At 73.5% G+C, this 16,193-nt stretch carries 13 protein-coding genes; 7 read left to right on the plus strand and 6 right to left on the minus strand.

Features of this window, described 5'->3' with window-relative positions; all coding sequences use genetic code 11:
• Positions 1–26 precede the first annotated feature (26 nt).
• Positions 27–1,010 (plus strand): pectate lyase family protein, encoded by a 984-nt coding sequence (locus ABD879_RS08655; protein WP_345019205.1) that lies wholly within the window; start codon positions 27–29, stop codon positions 1,008–1,010.
• A gap of 78 nt (positions 1,011–1,088) precedes the next feature.
• Here the strand turns inward: ABD879_RS08655 and ABD879_RS08660 are convergent, their stop codons facing one another.
• Entirely contained in the window at positions 1,089–1,871 is a 783-nt protein-coding gene (locus ABD879_RS08660) for an SDR family oxidoreductase (protein ID WP_345019207.1), read from the minus strand.
• A 102-nt stretch (positions 1,872–1,973) separates the two neighbouring features.
• Here ABD879_RS08660 and ABD879_RS08665 point away from each other — a divergent pair, with 102 nt between their 5' ends.
• Complete coding sequence (locus ABD879_RS08665) at positions 1,974–2,570, plus strand: TetR/AcrR family transcriptional regulator (RefSeq protein ID WP_345019209.1); 597 nt, start codon at positions 1,974–1,976, stop codon at positions 2,568–2,570.
• Positions 2,570–3,427 carry a phosphotransferase family protein gene (locus tag ABD879_RS08670; RefSeq protein ID WP_345019211.1) on the plus strand — a complete coding sequence of 286 codons (858 nt, stop codon included), beginning with the start codon at positions 2,570–2,572 and terminating at the stop codon, positions 3,425–3,427. The genes ABD879_RS08665 and ABD879_RS08670 overlap by 1 nt, the downstream gene beginning before the upstream one ends.
• Before the next feature lie 148 nt (positions 3,428–3,575).
• Here the strand turns inward: ABD879_RS08670 and ABD879_RS08675 are convergent, their stop codons facing one another.
• Together ABD879_RS08675 and ABD879_RS08680 are read right to left on the minus strand one after the other, a co-directional pair.
• Positions 3,576–5,276, minus strand: coding sequence for a glycoside hydrolase family 6 protein (locus ABD879_RS08675; protein ID WP_345019213.1), 1,701 nt, complete (start codon positions 5,274–5,276; stop codon positions 3,576–3,578).
• A 234-nt stretch (positions 5,277–5,510) separates the two neighbouring features.
• Positions 5,511–6,347: a hypothetical protein gene (locus ABD879_RS08680; protein ID WP_345019215.1), complete on the minus strand. Its 837-nt coding sequence runs from the start codon at positions 6,345–6,347 to the stop codon at positions 5,511–5,513.
• Between the two features lie 421 nt (positions 6,348–6,768).
• Between ABD879_RS08680 and ABD879_RS08685 the strand changes: the two genes are divergently transcribed.
• On the plus strand, positions 6,769–7,815 hold the full coding sequence (locus tag ABD879_RS08685; protein WP_345019217.1) for a LacI family DNA-binding transcriptional regulator: 1,047 nt from the start codon (positions 6,769–6,771) through the stop codon (positions 7,813–7,815).
• A gap of 153 nt (positions 7,816–7,968) precedes the next feature.
• On the plus strand, positions 7,969–10,905 hold the full coding sequence (locus tag ABD879_RS08690) for a glycoside hydrolase family 48 protein (RefSeq protein ID WP_345019219.1): 2,937 nt from the start codon (positions 7,969–7,971) through the stop codon (positions 10,903–10,905).
• Between the two features lie 94 nt (positions 10,906–10,999).
• On the opposite strand, the gene ABD879_RS08695 is transcribed toward ABD879_RS08690, so the two are convergent.
• Complete coding sequence (locus ABD879_RS08695) at positions 11,000–11,431, minus strand: pyridoxamine 5'-phosphate oxidase family protein (protein ID WP_345019221.1); 432 nt, start codon at positions 11,429–11,431, stop codon at positions 11,000–11,002.
• Positions 11,432–11,813: 382 nt separating this feature from the next.
• Between ABD879_RS08695 and ABD879_RS08700 the strand changes: the two genes are divergently transcribed.
• Entirely contained in the window at positions 11,814–12,161 is a 348-nt protein-coding gene (locus ABD879_RS08700; protein WP_345019223.1) for an RNHCP domain-containing protein, read from the plus strand.
• Between the two features lies 1 nt (position 12,162).
• Entirely contained in the window at positions 12,163–12,573 is a 411-nt protein-coding gene (locus ABD879_RS08705; protein ID WP_345019225.1) for an RNHCP domain-containing protein, read from the plus strand.
• Positions 12,574–12,627: 54 nt separating this feature from the next.
• Here ABD879_RS08705 and ABD879_RS08710 read toward each other — a convergent pair whose 3' ends face one another.
• On the minus strand, positions 12,628–14,937 hold the full coding sequence (locus ABD879_RS08710) for a xyloglucanase (RefSeq protein WP_378269470.1): 2,310 nt from the start codon (positions 14,935–14,937) through the stop codon (positions 12,628–12,630).
• A gap of 138 nt (positions 14,938–15,075) precedes the next feature.
• Complete coding sequence (locus tag ABD879_RS08715) at positions 15,076–16,191, minus strand: acyl-CoA dehydrogenase family protein (protein WP_345019227.1); 1,116 nt, start codon at positions 16,189–16,191, stop codon at positions 15,076–15,078.
• Positions 16,192–16,193 lie beyond the last annotated feature (2 nt).

Here is a 16,193-nt window from a genome sequence, read left to right on the forward strand (position 1 = left end):
GCAGCCCGCTACGAGGAGGTATCCCCATGACCAGGACCGTGCTCGGTCTCGCCGCCGCAGCCGTCGTCGCCGCGGGCGTCACCGTGGCCACCGGCTCCTACGGTTCGGCCGAGGCGCGGCAGGACGCCGCGCCCGTCGCCGTCGCCGCGGAGAGCAGCCCCGTCGGCTACGCCGCGCAGAACGGCGGCACCACCGGCGGCGCCGGCGGCACCACGGTGACCGTCACCAACGCCTCGCAGTTCCTGCAGTACGCCCAGGCCTCCGGCCGGTACGTCATCCAGGTGAACGGCACCATCTCGCTGTCGGGCATGCAGGACGTGGCCTCCGACAAGACGATCATCGGTGTGGGCGCCAACGGCCGCATCACCGGCGGCGGCCTGGACATCGACGGCGTCCGCAACGTCATCATCCGCAATCTGACCTTCACCGACGCCGGCGACGACGCCATCAACATCCAGGACGGCTCGACCAACATCTGGATCGACCACAACGACCTGTCGGGCGCGAACGACGGGCTGCTGGACATCAAGCGCGGCTCGGACTTCATCACCGTGTCGTGGAACCGCTTCCACGACCACGACAAGACCTCGCTGGTCGGCCACTCCGACAGCAACGGCTCCCAGGACCAGGGCCACCTGCGGGTCACCTACGTGCACAACTGGTTCCAGGGCACCAACCAGCGGCACCCGCGGGTGCGGTTCGCCAACCCGGTGCACGTGCTGAACAACTACTACAGCGACATCGGCAGCTACGGCGCCGCGTCCACCACGGGCGCGGGCGTGTTCGTCGAGGCCAACTACTTCGAGAACGTCAAGCGGCCCACCTCCGTCCAGGAGGGCTCCTCGCCCGAGGGCAACATCCGCGAGTCCGGCAACTACCTGGTGAACTCGGGTTCGATCGTCACCCGCAACCCCGGTTCGGTGGCGGCGATCCCGTACTCCTACACCCGTGAGAACGCGGCCAACGTCAAGGCCACGGTCACCGCGGGCGCCGGCGTCGGCAAGATCTGACCCCGCCCGGGCGCGCCCCCTCGCCGTCGCGGCGAGGGGGCGCGCCCCTGCCGGGGGCATGCCGGGGCGCCGGCCGGGTCAGGCGCTCTTCCAGGCGCCGCCGTCGATGGCCACGTCGGCGCCGGCGATGCTCGCCGCCAGCGGCGAGGCGAGGTAGGCGATGAGCGCGCCGACCTCCTCGGGCTCGGTGAGCCTGCCGGTGGTCATGCCCATGGACTGCGGCAGCCCGGCCACCAGTTGCCCGCGGTCCATCCCGAACGCCTCGGCGAGCTCGGCGCCGAAGCCGTCCGGCGCTTCCCACAGCGGGGTGCGCACCGGGCCGGGGGAGACGGTGGCGACGCGCACCCCCTTGGGCCCGAACTCCTCGTTCAGCGCCTTGCCGAACGCCGTCAGCGCCGCCTTCGCCGTCGTGTACGGCACGGGCCCGGTGTGCGGCATGCGGGCGCTGACGGACGAGACGTTGACGATGACACCGCGCCGCCGCAGCAGGCTCGGCAGCGCCGCCCGGGTCGTCCGCACCGCCGCGAACAGGTTGAGGTCGTAGACGGCCTGCCAGAGGCGGTCGTCCAGGTCGAGGAACCCGCCGGTCAAGCCGCTGCCGCCGCCGCCGACGTTGTTGACCAGCAGGTCCAGCTCGCCCAGCTCCTCCAGCGCCCGCTCGATCAGCCGCCCGGGCCCGTCCGGGGTGGACAGGTCGACGGTGACGGCGGTCGCGCCGGTCTTCTCCAGTTCGGGGGTGACGGTGCGCGAGGCGGCCACCACCCGCATGCCCTCCCCGGTCAGCCGCTCGACCGCGGCCAGGCCGATGCCCTTGCTCGCGCCGGTGACCACCGCGGTCTTGCCGTCCAGCTGCAGGTCCATGACTTCGCTCCTATCTGCGTCAGTGCTGACGCAGTCACCTTAGGATTTGCAACATTGATGATGCAAGTTGAGGGGCAGTCGCTACGCGTTAGTCTTGGTGGGGTGACGATCCAGCACGCCCGCAAGCCGCTGCGCGCCGACGCCGAGCGGACCGTCCGCGCGATCCTGGAGGCGGCCGAGCGGGTGCTGTCGGCCGACCCCGCGGCCACGATGGAGCAGATCGCCGAGGCCGCCGGGGTGGCCCGCACCACCGTGCACCGGCGCTTCGCCACCCGCGAGGCGCTGATCGAGGCGCTCACCGCGTGGGCCACCGAGCGGTTCGCCGCCGCCGTCGACATCTCCGACACCGCGCCGCCGCTGGTCGTGCTGCACCGGGTCACCGCCAACGTGCTGCGCGTCAAGCTCGACTGGAACTACGCGATGGCCCGGGCCGCCGCCTCCGCCAACCCCGAGATCGCCCGCGTGCACGCCGACGTGGTCGACCGCTGCGACCGCTTCTTCCGGCGCGCCGCCGCCGAGGGCCTGCTGCGCGCCGACGTCGACCCGCGGTGGGCGCGCCGCTGCTACTACGCGCTCATCGGGGAGGCCACCCACGGCGGCGCCGCCTCGGACGGCGGCGCCGGCCCCGACGGCGACATCGACGCGCTCGCCACCCGCATCGTCGACACCCTCCTGCGCGGCGTCGGCGCCCCCCGCTGATGGGCGACGGCACGGTGGGCGGCGAGGACGTCCGCGACGTGGTACGCGAGCACCTGCCCGGATACCCGGTCGAGACGGTGGCGGCGCTCGGCGAGGGGGAGGACAACACCGCCTACGAGGTCAACGGCGAGCTGATCGTGCGGTTCGCCAAGGACGGCGACCCGCGGCGCCGGGCCGCGAAGGTGCGGCGGGAGGCCGCGCTGCTCGGCTTCGTCGCCGGGATCTCACCGCTGCCCGTTCCCGAGCCGAGATTCGTCGCCGCGGAACGGGGATGCCTGGCGTACGCCAAACTGCCCGGCGTGCCGCTGATCGACGTGGCAGGGCCGCCGGCGGCCGTCGCGGAAACGCTCGGCGGGCTCCTGCGCGCCCTGCACGATGTGCCGGCGAGCCGGGCGACGCGGTTCGCCGAGGTCGACGACGAGCCGACGGAGGCATGGCGGCGGGAGGCCGCGGCGACGTACGCGCAGCTCGCCGGGGAGGTGCCCGGACGGTACCGTCCGGCCGTGGAGAGGTTCCTGGCGGCGCCGCCGCCCGAAGGCGGCACGGATCCGGTGTTCACCCACAATGACCTGGGCATCGAGCACGTGCTCGCCGACGGGGCACGCGTGACCGGCGTCATCGACTGGAGCGACGCGGCGATCACCGACCCGGCCGTCGACTTCGGCAGGCTGTACCGGGACCTCGGGCCCGGGGCGCTCGACGCGGCGCTGCGCCGGTACGGCGACCGCGAGCCCGCGGAACGCGCGGTCTTCTACGCCCGGTGCGCGGTCCTGGAGGACATGGCCTACGGGATCGAGACCGGCGACGAGAAGTACCTGCGCAAGAGCCTGCGCGCGCTCGATTGGCTGTTCCCGTGACACGCGCGGCGGGACGCCGCCGGACTCCCGCGGGGCGGCGCGGGCCGCATGGCGCAGGGCCGCGACGGCGGGGCGGCCGCCGTTCTTGCGGGACGCGAAGGGCCCGACGCGCGGGACGCGTCGGGCCCTCGGTCAGGCGCTCACCGGGTCAGTCGAGCGGCGGGTAGGCGTTGCGCATCAGCTCCTGGAACTGGGCGGAGAACCAGTGCCCGGACAGGGGAGCGTCGGGCAGCGCACCGGACATGTTGTAGTTGTTGCGCGCGTTGCCCTCGTACGTGGGGTCGCACATCCGGTCGAAGCCCTTGCCCTCGTCGTTGGGGATCTCCCTGCTGGCGCCGTCGGACTCGCCCGGCGGCTTCATCCACACGTAGGCGTCGATCCCGGCCACCGGGGCCGCCTTCGGGCGCTCGCCGAGGCCGGCGCCCGACTGGTTGCACCAGTTGCCCAGGTGGATGCGGCGGTCCAGGCGCCCGCCGTCGACGTAGGCGTCCACGTCGGTCTGCGGACCCGGGCCGGTCGGGCGGTCCGCGCCGCCCCAGCCGTTGCGGGAGGTGTCGATCAGCATGCCGATGCCGCTGTCGAAGCCGGCCTGGATGAGCCGCTGCCGCATGGCCAGCGCGTAGGACTGCTCGTCGACGTAGCGGTTCCAGTCCACCCACGTGGACTCGCGCACCGACCTGCCGCCGACGGTGTCGTTGATGGAGAAGTAGGGCTCGGTCAGCGCGCCGTAGTTGGCGGTGTTGGTGATGAACCCGTGCACGTTCGACATCGAGCCCGAGGCGCGGGCGACCTGGGCGAGCAGCTCGGCGGTCGGGCCGAAGTTGTCGTCCCAGCCGAGCCAGCCGTGGTGGCCGATGTCGATGTAGTTGTAGACGTTCGGGATGGCGCCGAGCTTCTGCAGGGCGTAGGCGATGCCCTTCTCGTAGTTGCCGTTGGCCTTCATCCGGTCGCAGTTCTCGGTGGCGGTCGGCCGCGGCGACACGTTGGTGATCAGGTTGGGCAGCGAGTCGATCTCGACGACCGTGACGATCCGCAGGCTCGCGTACTTGGGATCGGCGAAGATCTCCGCGATCGGGTCGATGAACTCGGTCTTGTAGGTGTCCAGGTCGTCGGGGCCGAGCTCGCCGTTGGACGCCAGCGCGGAGCAGTCGCGGCCGGGCAGGTTGTAGACGACGACCTGGATGAGGTCGGCGCCCTGCTCCAGCGCGGTGTCGAGGTGGGCGCGCAGGCCGCGGGCGCCGGACGTGCCGGTGATCGCGGCCCGGCGGTCCATCCACACGCCGGTGGGCTGGTCGGCGATGCGGCTGCCGCCGGGCTCGGCGTTGGCCTTGGCCGCCCAGTCGGGGTTCACGTAGACCTTGGCGCCCACGTACGGGTTGTCGACCCGGTCGCCGGCGGGCGGGTCCGTCGGCGGGTCGGTCGGGTCGGTCGGGGTGGTCGAACCGGTGCAGGTGGTGCCGTTCAGCTTGAACTCGGTCGGTGTCTCGTTGGTGCCCGAGTAGACCGCCTGGAAGCCGGGCGTGACCGTGGCGCCGGTCGCCAGGGAGCCGTTGTAGGAGGCGTTGCTCAGCGTGGCGTGCTGCCCGGACTGGCTGTAACTGCTGTTCCAGCTGCTGGTGATCCGCTGGTTGCCGGAGAAGTCCCACTCCAGCGTCCAGTTGCTCAGCGGGTCGCCCAGGTTGGTGATCTCCACGTTCGCGGTGAAGCCGGTGCCCCAGTCGTTGACCGTGTAGGACACCTTGCAGCCCGCGGCGGCGGCGGCCTGGGTGTTGGCCACGGCGACCGCACCGGAGGCCAGCAGCAGCGCTGCGGCTCCGGAGGCGACACCGCGGCGCGCGGTCCGTCTCATCGGGCTCCTCCTCGGGGGCGGGGGATGGGCGTACGGGGGCGGGTCATCGGTGTTCGGCAACCTTTCTGGGTGGGTGGGACGACACAGGGTCAAAGGCCACGGCCGCCGCCGGCCGTCCGTAGTGGGAGCGACGCGGCCCGGGCGGACGATGGCCTGGCGGTCCGCCCGGTGCGTCCGGGCGGGCCGCCGAGCGCGGTGCGCGCGGCGCGGTCCCCGGGACGGCCGCGGGCGCCGTCACCTGGTCTCCTCGGGAAGGGAGGTGAGGATCTGCGCGGCCGTCGGCTCGGTGACCTGGGGCCGGGCGCCGAACGCCGACAGCTCGACCGTCCCGTGCACGGTCTCGGTCTTGTCGGTCCGGGACGCCTTCTTCCCCGACGTCCCGCCGGATCCGGCCCCGGCCTGCTGCTCCGCGGGCAGGGTGAGCCGCACCCGGCCGGGCCGCCCGGCGTCGTCGGTCCACAGGTCGAAGCCGGTGCGGGACGGCAGCAGCCGCACGAACTCCTGCCACGCCGGCTCCGGGCTCGCCTTGCGCGCCGCGTCCCGGCCGATCTCGCCCCGCACGTGCCAGATGCCGCCCGGCGTGCCCGAGGCGGCGGGCCGTGTCGCGGCGCGCAGGAGCATCGCGACGCGGTGCACGTCGGAGAATTGGCCGAAGGTGCGGGTGCCGCGGGCCGCCCGCAGCCAGTCGCGGCCGGTCCGGCGCCGCAGCTCGGGCGGCAGCGAGACGTACTCGGTGCCGCCGATCGACAGCACGGTGGTGCGGGCGTCGCGCAGGACGCCGTCCATGCGGCCCGCGGGGCGCCGGGCGTCCCACACGCCGGTCATGTCCATCCGGTGGGCGGGCCGGCCGTCGCCGCCGGGCATGGCGACCCGCATGGTGAGCCGGAACGAGGCCGAGCCCTCCAGGTTGCCGGCGCCGGCGGCCAGCAGCGTGGCCGCGTCGTGCGGGAAGCGCGCCGCGGACGCGCCGTGCCGGCCGTGGTGCCGGTGGCCGTCGCCGCCGGCGCAGGCGGCCGCGAGCGCCAGCGCGACGGCCGACGCCCCGGCCAGCGCGGCGAGCGCCCTGAGCACGCGGCCCGCCGCAGGGCTCGTCGGGGGCCTCGTCGGCGGGCTTGTCGCGGGGCCCGTTGCGGGGGTCGTCGGCCGTGCCCGCATCCGACCTCCTCGTCCGGATTATGGGAGCGCTCCCACACTCGTGATTTCGACGCCGAACCTAAACCGGGCGCGGCGCGGCGAGAAGCGTTCTTCCACGGCCTTTCACGGCTTTCACGGCGACCCGGAAGCGGTGTGCGCCGCGTTCTGCCTGATCAGCGCCGGTATGCCGGCCGATCATCAAGATCGGCAATGGGACGGAAACCGCGCCTTAACCTGATTGCCACATTTCTCTTGACAGCGCTGACCGGCGAACGGATTCTTGGGAGCGCTCCCACTACACCCCCCGCCCCTCCCGGCCGCCACCCCCGCGGGCCGGGAACCCGAAGGGAGTGCACGCGTGACGATCACCGAACCGTCCGCCGGTCCGGCCTGTTCCCCGGCCGACGGCCGAACCCCCACCCTGGCCCACGTCGCCGAGCTCGCCGGTGTCTCCCCCGCCACCGCCTCCCGCGTGCTCAGCGGCTCCACCCGGGTCAGCCGCGCCGCGCGCATGCAGGTCGAGGAGGCGGTGCAGCGGCTGGGCTACGTGCGCCGCCGCCCCGCCTCCCGCGAGCCCCGCACATCGGGCGCCGTCGCCGTGGTCTTCTGCGAGGACAGCGCCCGCGTCTTCGCCGACCCGTTCTTCGCCCGGGTGCTGTGGGGCGTCAAACGCGAGCTGGACGGCCGCGCCCCGCTGGTGATCCTCATGGCCGGACGGCCGGAGGAGTGGCGCACCACCGCCGAGTACCTGCGCGGCGGCCACGCCGCCGGGGTGCTGCTGATCAGCTCGCACCGGGACCATCCGGCGGCGCTGGTGCACGCCGCCGCCGGGGCCCCGGTCGTGCTGGCCGGGCGGCCGCTCACCGACGTGCCGCTGCCGTACGTGGACGCCGACAACCGCGGCGGCGCCCGCGCGGCGGTGCGGCACCTGGCCGCCTCCGGGCGGCGCGCGGTGGCCACCATCGCCGGGCCGTCCGACATGGCCGCGGGCGTGGACCGGCTCGCCGGATACCGCGCCGCCGCCGAGGAGGCCGGCCTGGACACCACCGGCCTGATCGGCCGCGGCGACTTCGGCCAGCTGTCCGGCGAGCACGCCATGAACCGGCTGCTGGACCGCCGCCCCGACCTGGACGCGGTGCTGTGCGCGTCCGACCCCATGGCGGTGGGCGCGCTGCGGGCGCTGCGCCGCGCCGGCCGCCGGGTGCCCGACGACGTCGCGGTCGTCGGGTTCGACGACGCGCCGATCGCCCAGCGGGTGCGGCCCCGGCTCACCACCGTCCGCCAGCCGATCGAGGATCTCGGCGCCCGCTGCGTGCGCGAGCTGCGCGCCTGCATGGCTGGCAAGGGCCTGTCCGACCGCGGCGTCGTGCTCAAGACCAAGCTGATCGTCCGAGATTCCGCCTAGCGGGGGACGCCCCGCCGCGCTCTCCGGGCCCGGCGGAGCCCGCCCCGCCGGCGCCGCACCGGCGCCCGTCCGACCCCGCTCACCACGAGTGCGCCCGCCGCCGGCGCGGAAGGCGCCGGCGGCGGGCTCCGCCCTGCCCGAAAGGAACCCCCTGTGAGACGACGATTGCGATGGCGCGACCGAAGGCGCCCGTTCACCGCGGTGGGCGCCGTGCTGGTGCTGCTCGGCGGCCTGCTCACCGCCGTGGCGGCGCCGGCGCAGGCCGCCGCGGGCTGCAAGGTGGTCTACACCAAGAACGACTGGGGCAACGGCTTCACCGCCAGCATCGACATCACCAACACCGGCGACGCCCTGTCCGGCTGGGAGCTGACCTACTCCTACACCGGCGACCAGCGGCTGACCAACGGCTGGAACGGCACCTGGTCGCAGACCGGGCAGCAGGTCAGCGTGCGGAACGCCGCCTGGAACGGCTCGCTGGCCACCGGCGCGACGGTCAACGTGGGCGCCCAGTTCACCTACTCCGGCGGCAACGCCGACCCGACCGCGTTCTTCCTCAACGGCACCCGCTGCAACGACACCGCCGCCGCGCCGACCGTCACGCTGACCAGCCCGGCCGCCGGCGCCACCTACTCGGTGGGCGCCGTCGTGCCGCTGGCGGCCACCGCCACCGCCGGGACCGGTGCCACGGTGAGCAAGGTCGAGTTCTACAGCCAGGACGGCCTGCTGGCGCCCGGTGACACCACCGCGCCCTACACGCTGGACTGGACGCCCACCGAGGCGGGCGACTACTCGCTCTACGCCAAGGTCACCGACAGCACCGGGGCGACCGCCGAGTCGGCACCGGTCGGGATCACGGTGACCGACGAGGCGAGCATCGTCGCCAGCCCGACCGCGCTCACGGTCACCCAGGGCGGCACGGTCACCTACGGTGTCAGGCTGTCGCGGGCGCCGACGTCCGACGTCACCGTCACCACGACCCGCACGTCCGGCAACACCGCGCTGAGCGTCAGCGCCGGCGGGCAGCTCACCTTCACCCCGCAGAACTGGTCCACCGCGCAGAACGTGGAGATCAGCGCCGCCGACACCGGCACCGGCACGGCCACGTTCACCTCGACCGCCGCCGGCTACGCCGCGGCCGAGGTCACCGTCACCCAGGTCGCCGCCGGCGGCGGCGTCTACCAGCAGCGCTTCCTCGACCAGTACAACAAGATCAAGGACCCGGCGAACGGGTACTTCAGCCCCGAGGGCATCCCGTACCACTCGGTGGAGACCTTCATGGTGGAGGCCCCCGACCACGGGCACGAGACGACCTCCGAGGCGTACAGCTACCTGATCTGGCTGGAGGCCGTGTACGGCAGGGTGACCCAGAACTGGGAGCCCTTCAACGCCGCGTGGGCGCTGATGGAGAAGTACATGATCCCCACCCACGCCGACCAGCCGACCAACTCCTTCTACCAGGCGAACAAGCCCGCCACCTACGCGCCGGAGCACCCCGACCCGAGCGACTACCCGTCCCAGCTCGACAGCAGCGTCTCGGTCGGGCAGGACCCGATCGCCGGCGAGCTGAAGTCGGCCTACGGCACCGACGACATCTACGGCATGCACTGGCTGCAGGACGTCGACAACGTCTACGGCTACGGCAACACCCCCGGCGGCGGCTGCGAGGAGGGACCGTCCGCCGACGGCCCGTCCTACATCAACACCTACCAGCGCGGCTCGCAGGAGTCGGTGTTCGAGACGATCCCGCAGCCCACCTGCGACGCGTTCAAGTACGGCGGCACCAACGGCTACCTGGACCTGTTCACCGGGGACGCCAGCTACGCCAGGCAGTGGAAGTTCACCAACGCCCCTGACGCCGACGCGCGCGCGGTCCAGGCCGCGTACTGGGCCGACGTGTGGGCCAAGGAGCAGAACAAGGGCGGCGAGGTGTCCGCCACGGTGGCCAAGGCCGGGAAGTTGGGCGACTACCTGCGGTACGCCTTCTTCGACAAGTACTTCAAGAAGATCGGCAACTGCTACCCGGCGTCGAGCTGCCCGGGCGGCTCCGGCAAGGACAGCGCCCACTACCTGCTGTCGTGGTACTACGCCTGGGGCGGCGCGCTGGACACCAGCGCGGGCTGGGCCTGGCGCATCGGCGACGGCGCGTCCCACTTCGGCTACCAGAACCCGATGGCGGCCTACGCCCTGGTCAACAACCCGGCCGTGGAGCCCAAGGGCGCGACGGCCAAGACCGACTGGTCGACCAGCCTCACCCGGCAGCTGCAGCTGTACAAGTGGCTGCAGTCGGCCGAGGGCGGCATCGCCGGGGGCGTGACCAACAGCTGGGACGGCAGCTACAGCACCCCGCCGTCCGGCCTGACCAAGTTCTTCGGGATGGCCTACGACTGGCAGCCCGTCTACCACGACCCGCCCAGCAACCAGTGGTTCGGGTTCCAGGCGTGGTCGATGGAGCGCGTCGCCGAGTACTACCACGTCACTGGCAGCGCCGACGCCAAGGCCATCCTGGACAAGTGGGTCGACTGGGTGCTCGACAACACCACGGTCGACGCGTCCACCGGCGACTACCAGATCCCCTCCACGCTGCGGTGGGAGGGGCAGCCGGACGCCGACTGGTCCAGCACCAGCGGCATGCCGCCCGCCAACACCGGGCTGCACGTCACCGTCGTCGACCGCACCCAGGACGTCGGCGTGACCGCCGCGCTGGCCAGGACGCTGTCCTACTACGCGGCCAAGGCGGGCCACGCGCAGGCCAAGCAGACCGCCAAGGACCTGCTGGACGCGCTGTGGCGGCACCAGGACGCCAAGGGCGTGTCGGTGCCGGAGACCAAGGCCGACTACAAGCGCGTCGCCGACCCGGTGTACGTGCCCCCGGGCTGGACCGGCACGATGCCCAACGGCGACCCGATCAACTCCAGCTCCACCTTCATGTCCATCCGGTCCTTCTACCAGAACGACCCCGACTACCAGCGCGTGTGGGCGTACGCCACGGGCGCCAGCTCCACGGCGCCGGTGTTCAACTACCACCGCTTCTGGGCCCAGGCCGACGTGGCGATGGCGATGGCCGACTACGGGAGCCTGTTCAACGAGTGACGCCCTGAACCACCCGAGGGGGTGAGACGGGCGGGGGCCGCGCGGCCCCCGCCCGTCGCGTCGTGTCCGCGGTGCGGCCCGACGGCCGTGCGGATCAGTGGTGGACGCGGCGGCCGCTGATCTCCGCCGGGATCATCCGGATGTGCGCGCCGCGCTCGCCGCCCGGCCACGGCTCCACGGGCGCGGCGGCCGCGGACTCGTCCTCCGACAGCTGCCGGGCGCCCCCGCGCAGCAGCACGCTCCAGCCCTCGTGCCGCGCCTCGTCGAACCGGTCGACCTCGAAGGCGATCCGCACCTGGGCGCCCGCCAGCGCGGTGCTCAGCGCCTTGCTGAGGCGGCTGCTCAGATCGGTGCGGAACACCACCGTGCCGTCGTCGACGACGTAGTTCACCGGGATCACGGCGGGGCCCTCGCCGTCGTTGAAGGCGACCCGGCCGACGCCGCCCGGCGTGATCAGCCGCAGGCACTCCTCGCGGTCCAGCTCCTCCAGGACGGCGCCGCCGCCCCCGCCCGTTGCCGTGTTCATGGATCTCCCTCGATCGCGCGATCATGTGGTACCAGATCCAGCTTTCCCCCGATGCGGTGAGCGACGCCTCCGGGGGTGGCCCTGCGGCGTCCCCGATCGTCCGCGGCTGCGCCGTCGCCGCCGCGCCGCGCCCGGAGCCGCCCCGAAAATCGTTCGCGACGTCCCGGGGGCGGCCGCTAGCGTGGGGGTTCGTCCAGTCCGGCACAGACTTTCCGGCAGGTGATTTTTGACGACCCGGCCGGCGCCGAGCGCGCCTCTCCACCGCATCTGATGAGCACGATCCACGCTCCGGCGAGGCCGCTCGGCGCTTCCTTGCTGTCCAGCACCCCACCGCCGTCCGGCGGACCCGGGGTCCGTCGGCGTTCCGGCAAGGAGTTTCCGGGTGTCCACCCGCAGAACCGATACCTTCACCTGCGTGCGATGCGGTCTGACCGCGTCCGCGTCCGCGCCCGACGGGGCGCGCCGCAACCACTGCCCGACCTGCCTGCACTCGCTGCACGTCCTCGACCGCGCCGGGGGCGGGCCGTCGCGGTGCCGGTCCCGCATGGCGCCGATCGCCATCGCGGTGCTGCGCGACGGCGACTGGATGCTCATCCACCGGTGCGCCGGGTGCGGCGAGCTGACCTCCAACCCCGTGCGGCAGGACGACAACCGGCTCATCCTCATGCGGATGGCCGTGCGGCCCCTGGCCGAGCCGCCGTTCCCGCTCGAACCGTTCGGGGGGCTGTGACATGCCGCGCCGCAGACCGAAACCGCCGGACGGTCCACGGCGGGACGTGCGGCGGCGGAACGGGCGGCGGGGCCGCGCCGGCTCGTTCCGCCGCGCGGGCTGCCGCCTGGACGTGCCGCTGTCCGCGCCGGGCACCGCGCACCGCAACCACTGCCCGCACTGCCTGACCAGCCTGCACGTCGACGACCGGATCCCCGGCGACCGGCGCGCCGGCTGCGGCGGGCGGATGGCGGCGGTCAGCGTCACGGCCCGCCGGGACGGCGAGTGGATGATCATCCACGAGTGCCTGGCGTGCGGGCGGCTCAGCGCCAACCGCATCGCCGGGGACGACAACGCGCTCGCCCTCATCCGCATCGCCGTCCGGCCGCTGGCCGACGGCCGCCTGCCCCTCAGCGTCCTGGCGGAGCTGTGACGAGCCCGGTGCCGCCCCGCCCGGAGGGGCCGGGGCGGCACCGGGCGGGGGCGGTCACCCCGAGGTGTCGCCGTAGACGATGCCGCGGCCGTTGGTGCCCAGGTAGACGCGGCCGTAGACGCGCGGGTCGCCGGTCAGGGCCTCGCCCATGTTGCCGTACTGGTGCTGGTCGTCGTTGACGCGCACCCAGGTGGCGCCGGTGTCGTCGGAGCGGAAGACGCCCGTGACGCCGCCGACCGTGCCGACCAGGTACAGCGCCTGGTACGAGCGGCCCGGAGCGGCCTTGCCGAAGCCGATGTTCACGGCCTTGGCCACCGCCGGGACCCTGGTGAACGAGGCGCCCGAGTCGGTCGAGCGGTACAGGCCGCCGTCACCGGCCAGCCAGATGTCGCCTTCGCGGCCGGGGACGGCCTTGAACTTCGCCGCCGACGGCAGCCCGGAGGCGGCGGTGGCGGTGAACGACCGGCCGCCGTCGGTGCTGACGTAGAAGCGGCCGCCCGAGAACGCGTAGAACTTCTTCGGGTCGACCCGGTCGGACTCGACGACGGCGTTGGCCGGCACGCCCGACGACTGCGACCAGGAGTTGCCGAAGCCCACCGAGTACACCACCGGCTGGCCGCTGTCGCCCGGCGCCCACACGAACCGGCTGCCGTCGGCGGCCGCCGCGACCGTGCCGCCCTTGTTGACGCCGCCCGGCTCGGCGGCCTGCCACCAGTTCGCGCCGCCGTCGGTGGAGAAGGCGACGTGGGAGTCGTTCGGCCGGTCCGAGTCGGTGAAGTCGCCCGCCCGCACCATCACCGACGGGTTGTTCTCGGCGTAGTCGAGGCTGGTGGTGCTGGTGAAGGTCGGCCGCACGAACATCGTCGGCGGCACGGTGCCCAGGTCGTCGTGCCGGAAGCCGCCGATGTCGCCGAGGGCGCTGACCAGCGGGGCCCCGGACGGCGGGCTGACCAGGTCCAGGACGGCGGTCTCCTCCAGCCCCGCCACCATGGGCCGGATGGTGATCTGGCCGCCGGAGTCCCACCGGGTCAGATTCTCGGTGCCGTAGATGGTGGCGCCCGTCCCGTACATCATCCGATTCGAGTCGAACGGGTCGATCTCCAGCGACTCGGTCATCCAGCCGAGCTTCGGGGTGACCTCGGGCGGCGACGGGTCGGTGCCGAACGTCAGCCACGGCACCGACGAGATGTCCATCGTGTAGCGGAAGCTGCGGTCGGGATAGCTCGTCCAGTCCCAGATGCGCGTCCAGGTCTGGCCGCCGTCGGTGCTGCGGAAGAAGACGACGTCGGGCCACCAGGAGATCTGCGTGGCGACCATGAGGGTGCCGGGCCGCTGCCGGTCGACGGTCAGGCCGCTGTAGCCGAAGTAGGCGTCCGAGCTGGTCGACGGGACCGGGCTGATCCGGGTCCACGCCGAGGTCAGGGTGTCGAACTTCCACACGTCGCCCTTGGCGCCGCTGTAGGGGCCCGCGGTGTCGGACGTGGCGATGTAGAGGGCGTGGCTCGCCGCGTCCAGCACGCCCTTGTGCGCGATGTAGCCGGTCGGCTGCCCGGGGATGCGCTCCCAGGTGGCGCCCGCGTCGGTGCTGCGGTAGACGGTGTTGTCCTTGTCGGCGACGCCGACGTAGACGGTGCGGGTGGGGCTGCCCGAGGTGCCGGTGCTCTCGTCGAACGTCACCCACACCACGCCGGGCCGGTGGCTGCCGTACCCGTTGGGGTCGGACGGGTCGTCGCTGTAGTCGCCGGGGTTGGGGAAGCTGGAGACCTTCGACCAGGTCGCGCCCCGGTCGGTGCTGCGCCACAGCCCGTTGCCCTCGGGGGCGCCGAGGTAGAGCACGCGGTTGTCGTTGGGGTCGACGGCGAGCCGCTCGCCCATGCCGCGTCCGGGCATGTTGCCGCCGAGCTTGAACGGCAGCGGCGTGACCTGCCAGGTGGCGCCCCGGTCGGAGGAGCGCAGGATCGCGCCGTTGTTGGGGTCCCAGCTGTTGGTGTACATGCCGGCGGCGACGTAGACGCGGTCGGCGTCCACGGGGTCGGCGGCCAGGCTGACCACGCCGTTGTAGCCCCACCGGTCCCAGCCCACCCAGTCCAGCAGCGGGATCCAGCGCCGGGACGACCGGTCCCAGCGGTAGGCGCCGCCGATGTCGGTGCGGGCGTAGATCAGGTCGCGCTCCTTGCGGCTGAAGACGATGCCCGGGACGAACCCGCCGCCCGCGATCTGCACGTTCCGCCACGTGTAGGTCTCGGCGGCGGCCGCCGCGGGGAGTGCGGCGGGGACGGCCGGCGGCGCGGCGCTCAGCGCCAGGGCCGCCAGCAGCGCCGCCGCGCGGCGGGGTCCGCGGGGTCTGCGTCGGTCTCCTCGCATCGGGGGCCTCCTCGTGACGCGGTTGCCCCCGGAGGGTGGTCGAAGCGTTTCGACATGGTCAAGGAAAACGCCCGCCCGGCGGAATCTTTCACGCCGCCCCGCGCGGCCCGGCGCGCCGCCCGGCCGGCGCGGGGACGCTCAGCGGGCCAGGGCGGCGGTCCCCGCGCCGGTCAGGATGGTGTCGTCCTGCGGCGTGTGGATCCGCGCGCACAGCACGTCGCGGTAGTGCCGCTCGATCGGGTTGCGCCGCGACAGGCCGGGATTGCCGATCAGCGTCAGGCCGGTCTCCACGGCCCGCACGGCGTTGCCGGTGACGGTGTGCTTGACCAGCGCGGCGCCGTCGGCGTCGCGCTCCTCGCGGGCGGCGGCGGCCAGCAGGGTGCGGTTGGCGGACAGCAGCGCCTCGATCCGGCCGACGGCGGCCTGGAAGCGCGGCAGCGTCGCCAGCGGCCGGCCCAGGTTGGCGGGGGTGCGCTCGTTGAGGTAGCCCACCAGCCAGTCGCGGGCGGCGCGCGCCACCCCGTCGTAGATCGCGCTGATCAGCAGCGCGTTCCACGCCGGGAACGCGCCGCCGGGGCGGGGCGGCTGCTCTTCGGCGGGCCTGACGTCCACCGCGTGGTCGGCCGGGACCGGCACGCCGTCGAAGATCACGTCGTCGCTGCGGGTGGCGCGCATGCCCAGGTGGTCCCAGGTGGGGTCGATGCGGATGCCGGGCGCGTCCGCGGGCACCAGGAAGGAGCCGGTGCGGGGCCGCGGATCGTCGGTGCGGGCCCACACCAGCAGCCAGCTCAGCCCGGGCGCGCCGGTGGAGTAGATCTTGCGGCCGCGCAGCGTCCAGCCGTCCCCGCCGCGTGCGGCCACGGTGGCCGGCAGCCCGCCGCGCGCGGGCGTGCCGAGGTCGGGTTCGACGCGCAGCGCGTTGAGCAGCGCGACGCCGTCCAGCGAACTGCGCTGCACCCGCCGCCGCACCTCGGTCGGCCACGGGCAGTCCGGCGCGCGCAGCACGGCGTGGTGGAGCAGGTGCATCGCCAGCACGAGCGCCACCGACGGGTCGGCCGCGCCGACCGCGCCGACGACCTCGACGGCCTCGGCCAGCGTCGCGCCGCCCCCGCCGAGCTCCGCCGGGACGGTCAGGTTGAGCACCCCGGCCTTGTGCAGGTCGGCGAACGCCTCGTGCGGGAACGAGCCGTCGCGGTCGTGTTCGGCCGCCCGCGCGGCGATGCCGGGCAGCACGTCGGCCAATGCGATGGTCATGG

The organism is Actinomadura keratinilytica, from assembly GCF_039539665.1.
GTDB lineage: Bacteria > Actinomycetota > Actinomycetes > Streptosporangiales > Streptosporangiaceae > Spirillospora > Spirillospora keratinilytica.

What these genes read in the sequence shown, in the direction of transcription:
- ABD879_RS08710 (WP_378269470.1), bottom strand. Translation starts at nt 14,937, where the DNA reads ATGCGAGGAGACCGACGCAGACCCCGCGGACCCCGCCGCGCGGCGGCG.
- ABD879_RS08655 (WP_345019205.1), top strand. Translation starts at nt 27, where the DNA reads ATGACCAGGACCGTGCTCGGTCTCGCCGCCGCAGCCGTCGTCGCCGCG.
- ABD879_RS08715 (WP_345019227.1), bottom strand. Translation starts at nt 16,191, where the DNA reads ATGACCATCGCATTGGCCGACGTGCTGCCCGGCATCGCCGCGCGGGCG.
- ABD879_RS08670 (WP_345019211.1), top strand. Translation starts at nt 2,570, where the DNA reads ATGGGCGACGGCACGGTGGGCGGCGAGGACGTCCGCGACGTGGTACGC.
- ABD879_RS08705 (WP_345019225.1), top strand. Translation starts at nt 12,163, where the DNA reads ATGCCGCGCCGCAGACCGAAACCGCCGGACGGTCCACGGCGGGACGTG.
- ABD879_RS08675 (WP_345019213.1), bottom strand. Translation starts at nt 5,276, where the DNA reads ATGAGACGGACCGCGCGCCGCGGTGTCGCCTCCGGAGCCGCAGCGCTG.
- ABD879_RS08660 (WP_345019207.1), bottom strand. Translation starts at nt 1,871, where the DNA reads ATGGACCTGCAGCTGGACGGCAAGACCGCGGTGGTCACCGGCGCGAGC.
- ABD879_RS08695 (WP_345019221.1), bottom strand. Translation starts at nt 11,431, where the DNA reads ATGAACACGGCAACGGGCGGGGGCGGCGGCGCCGTCCTGGAGGAGCTG.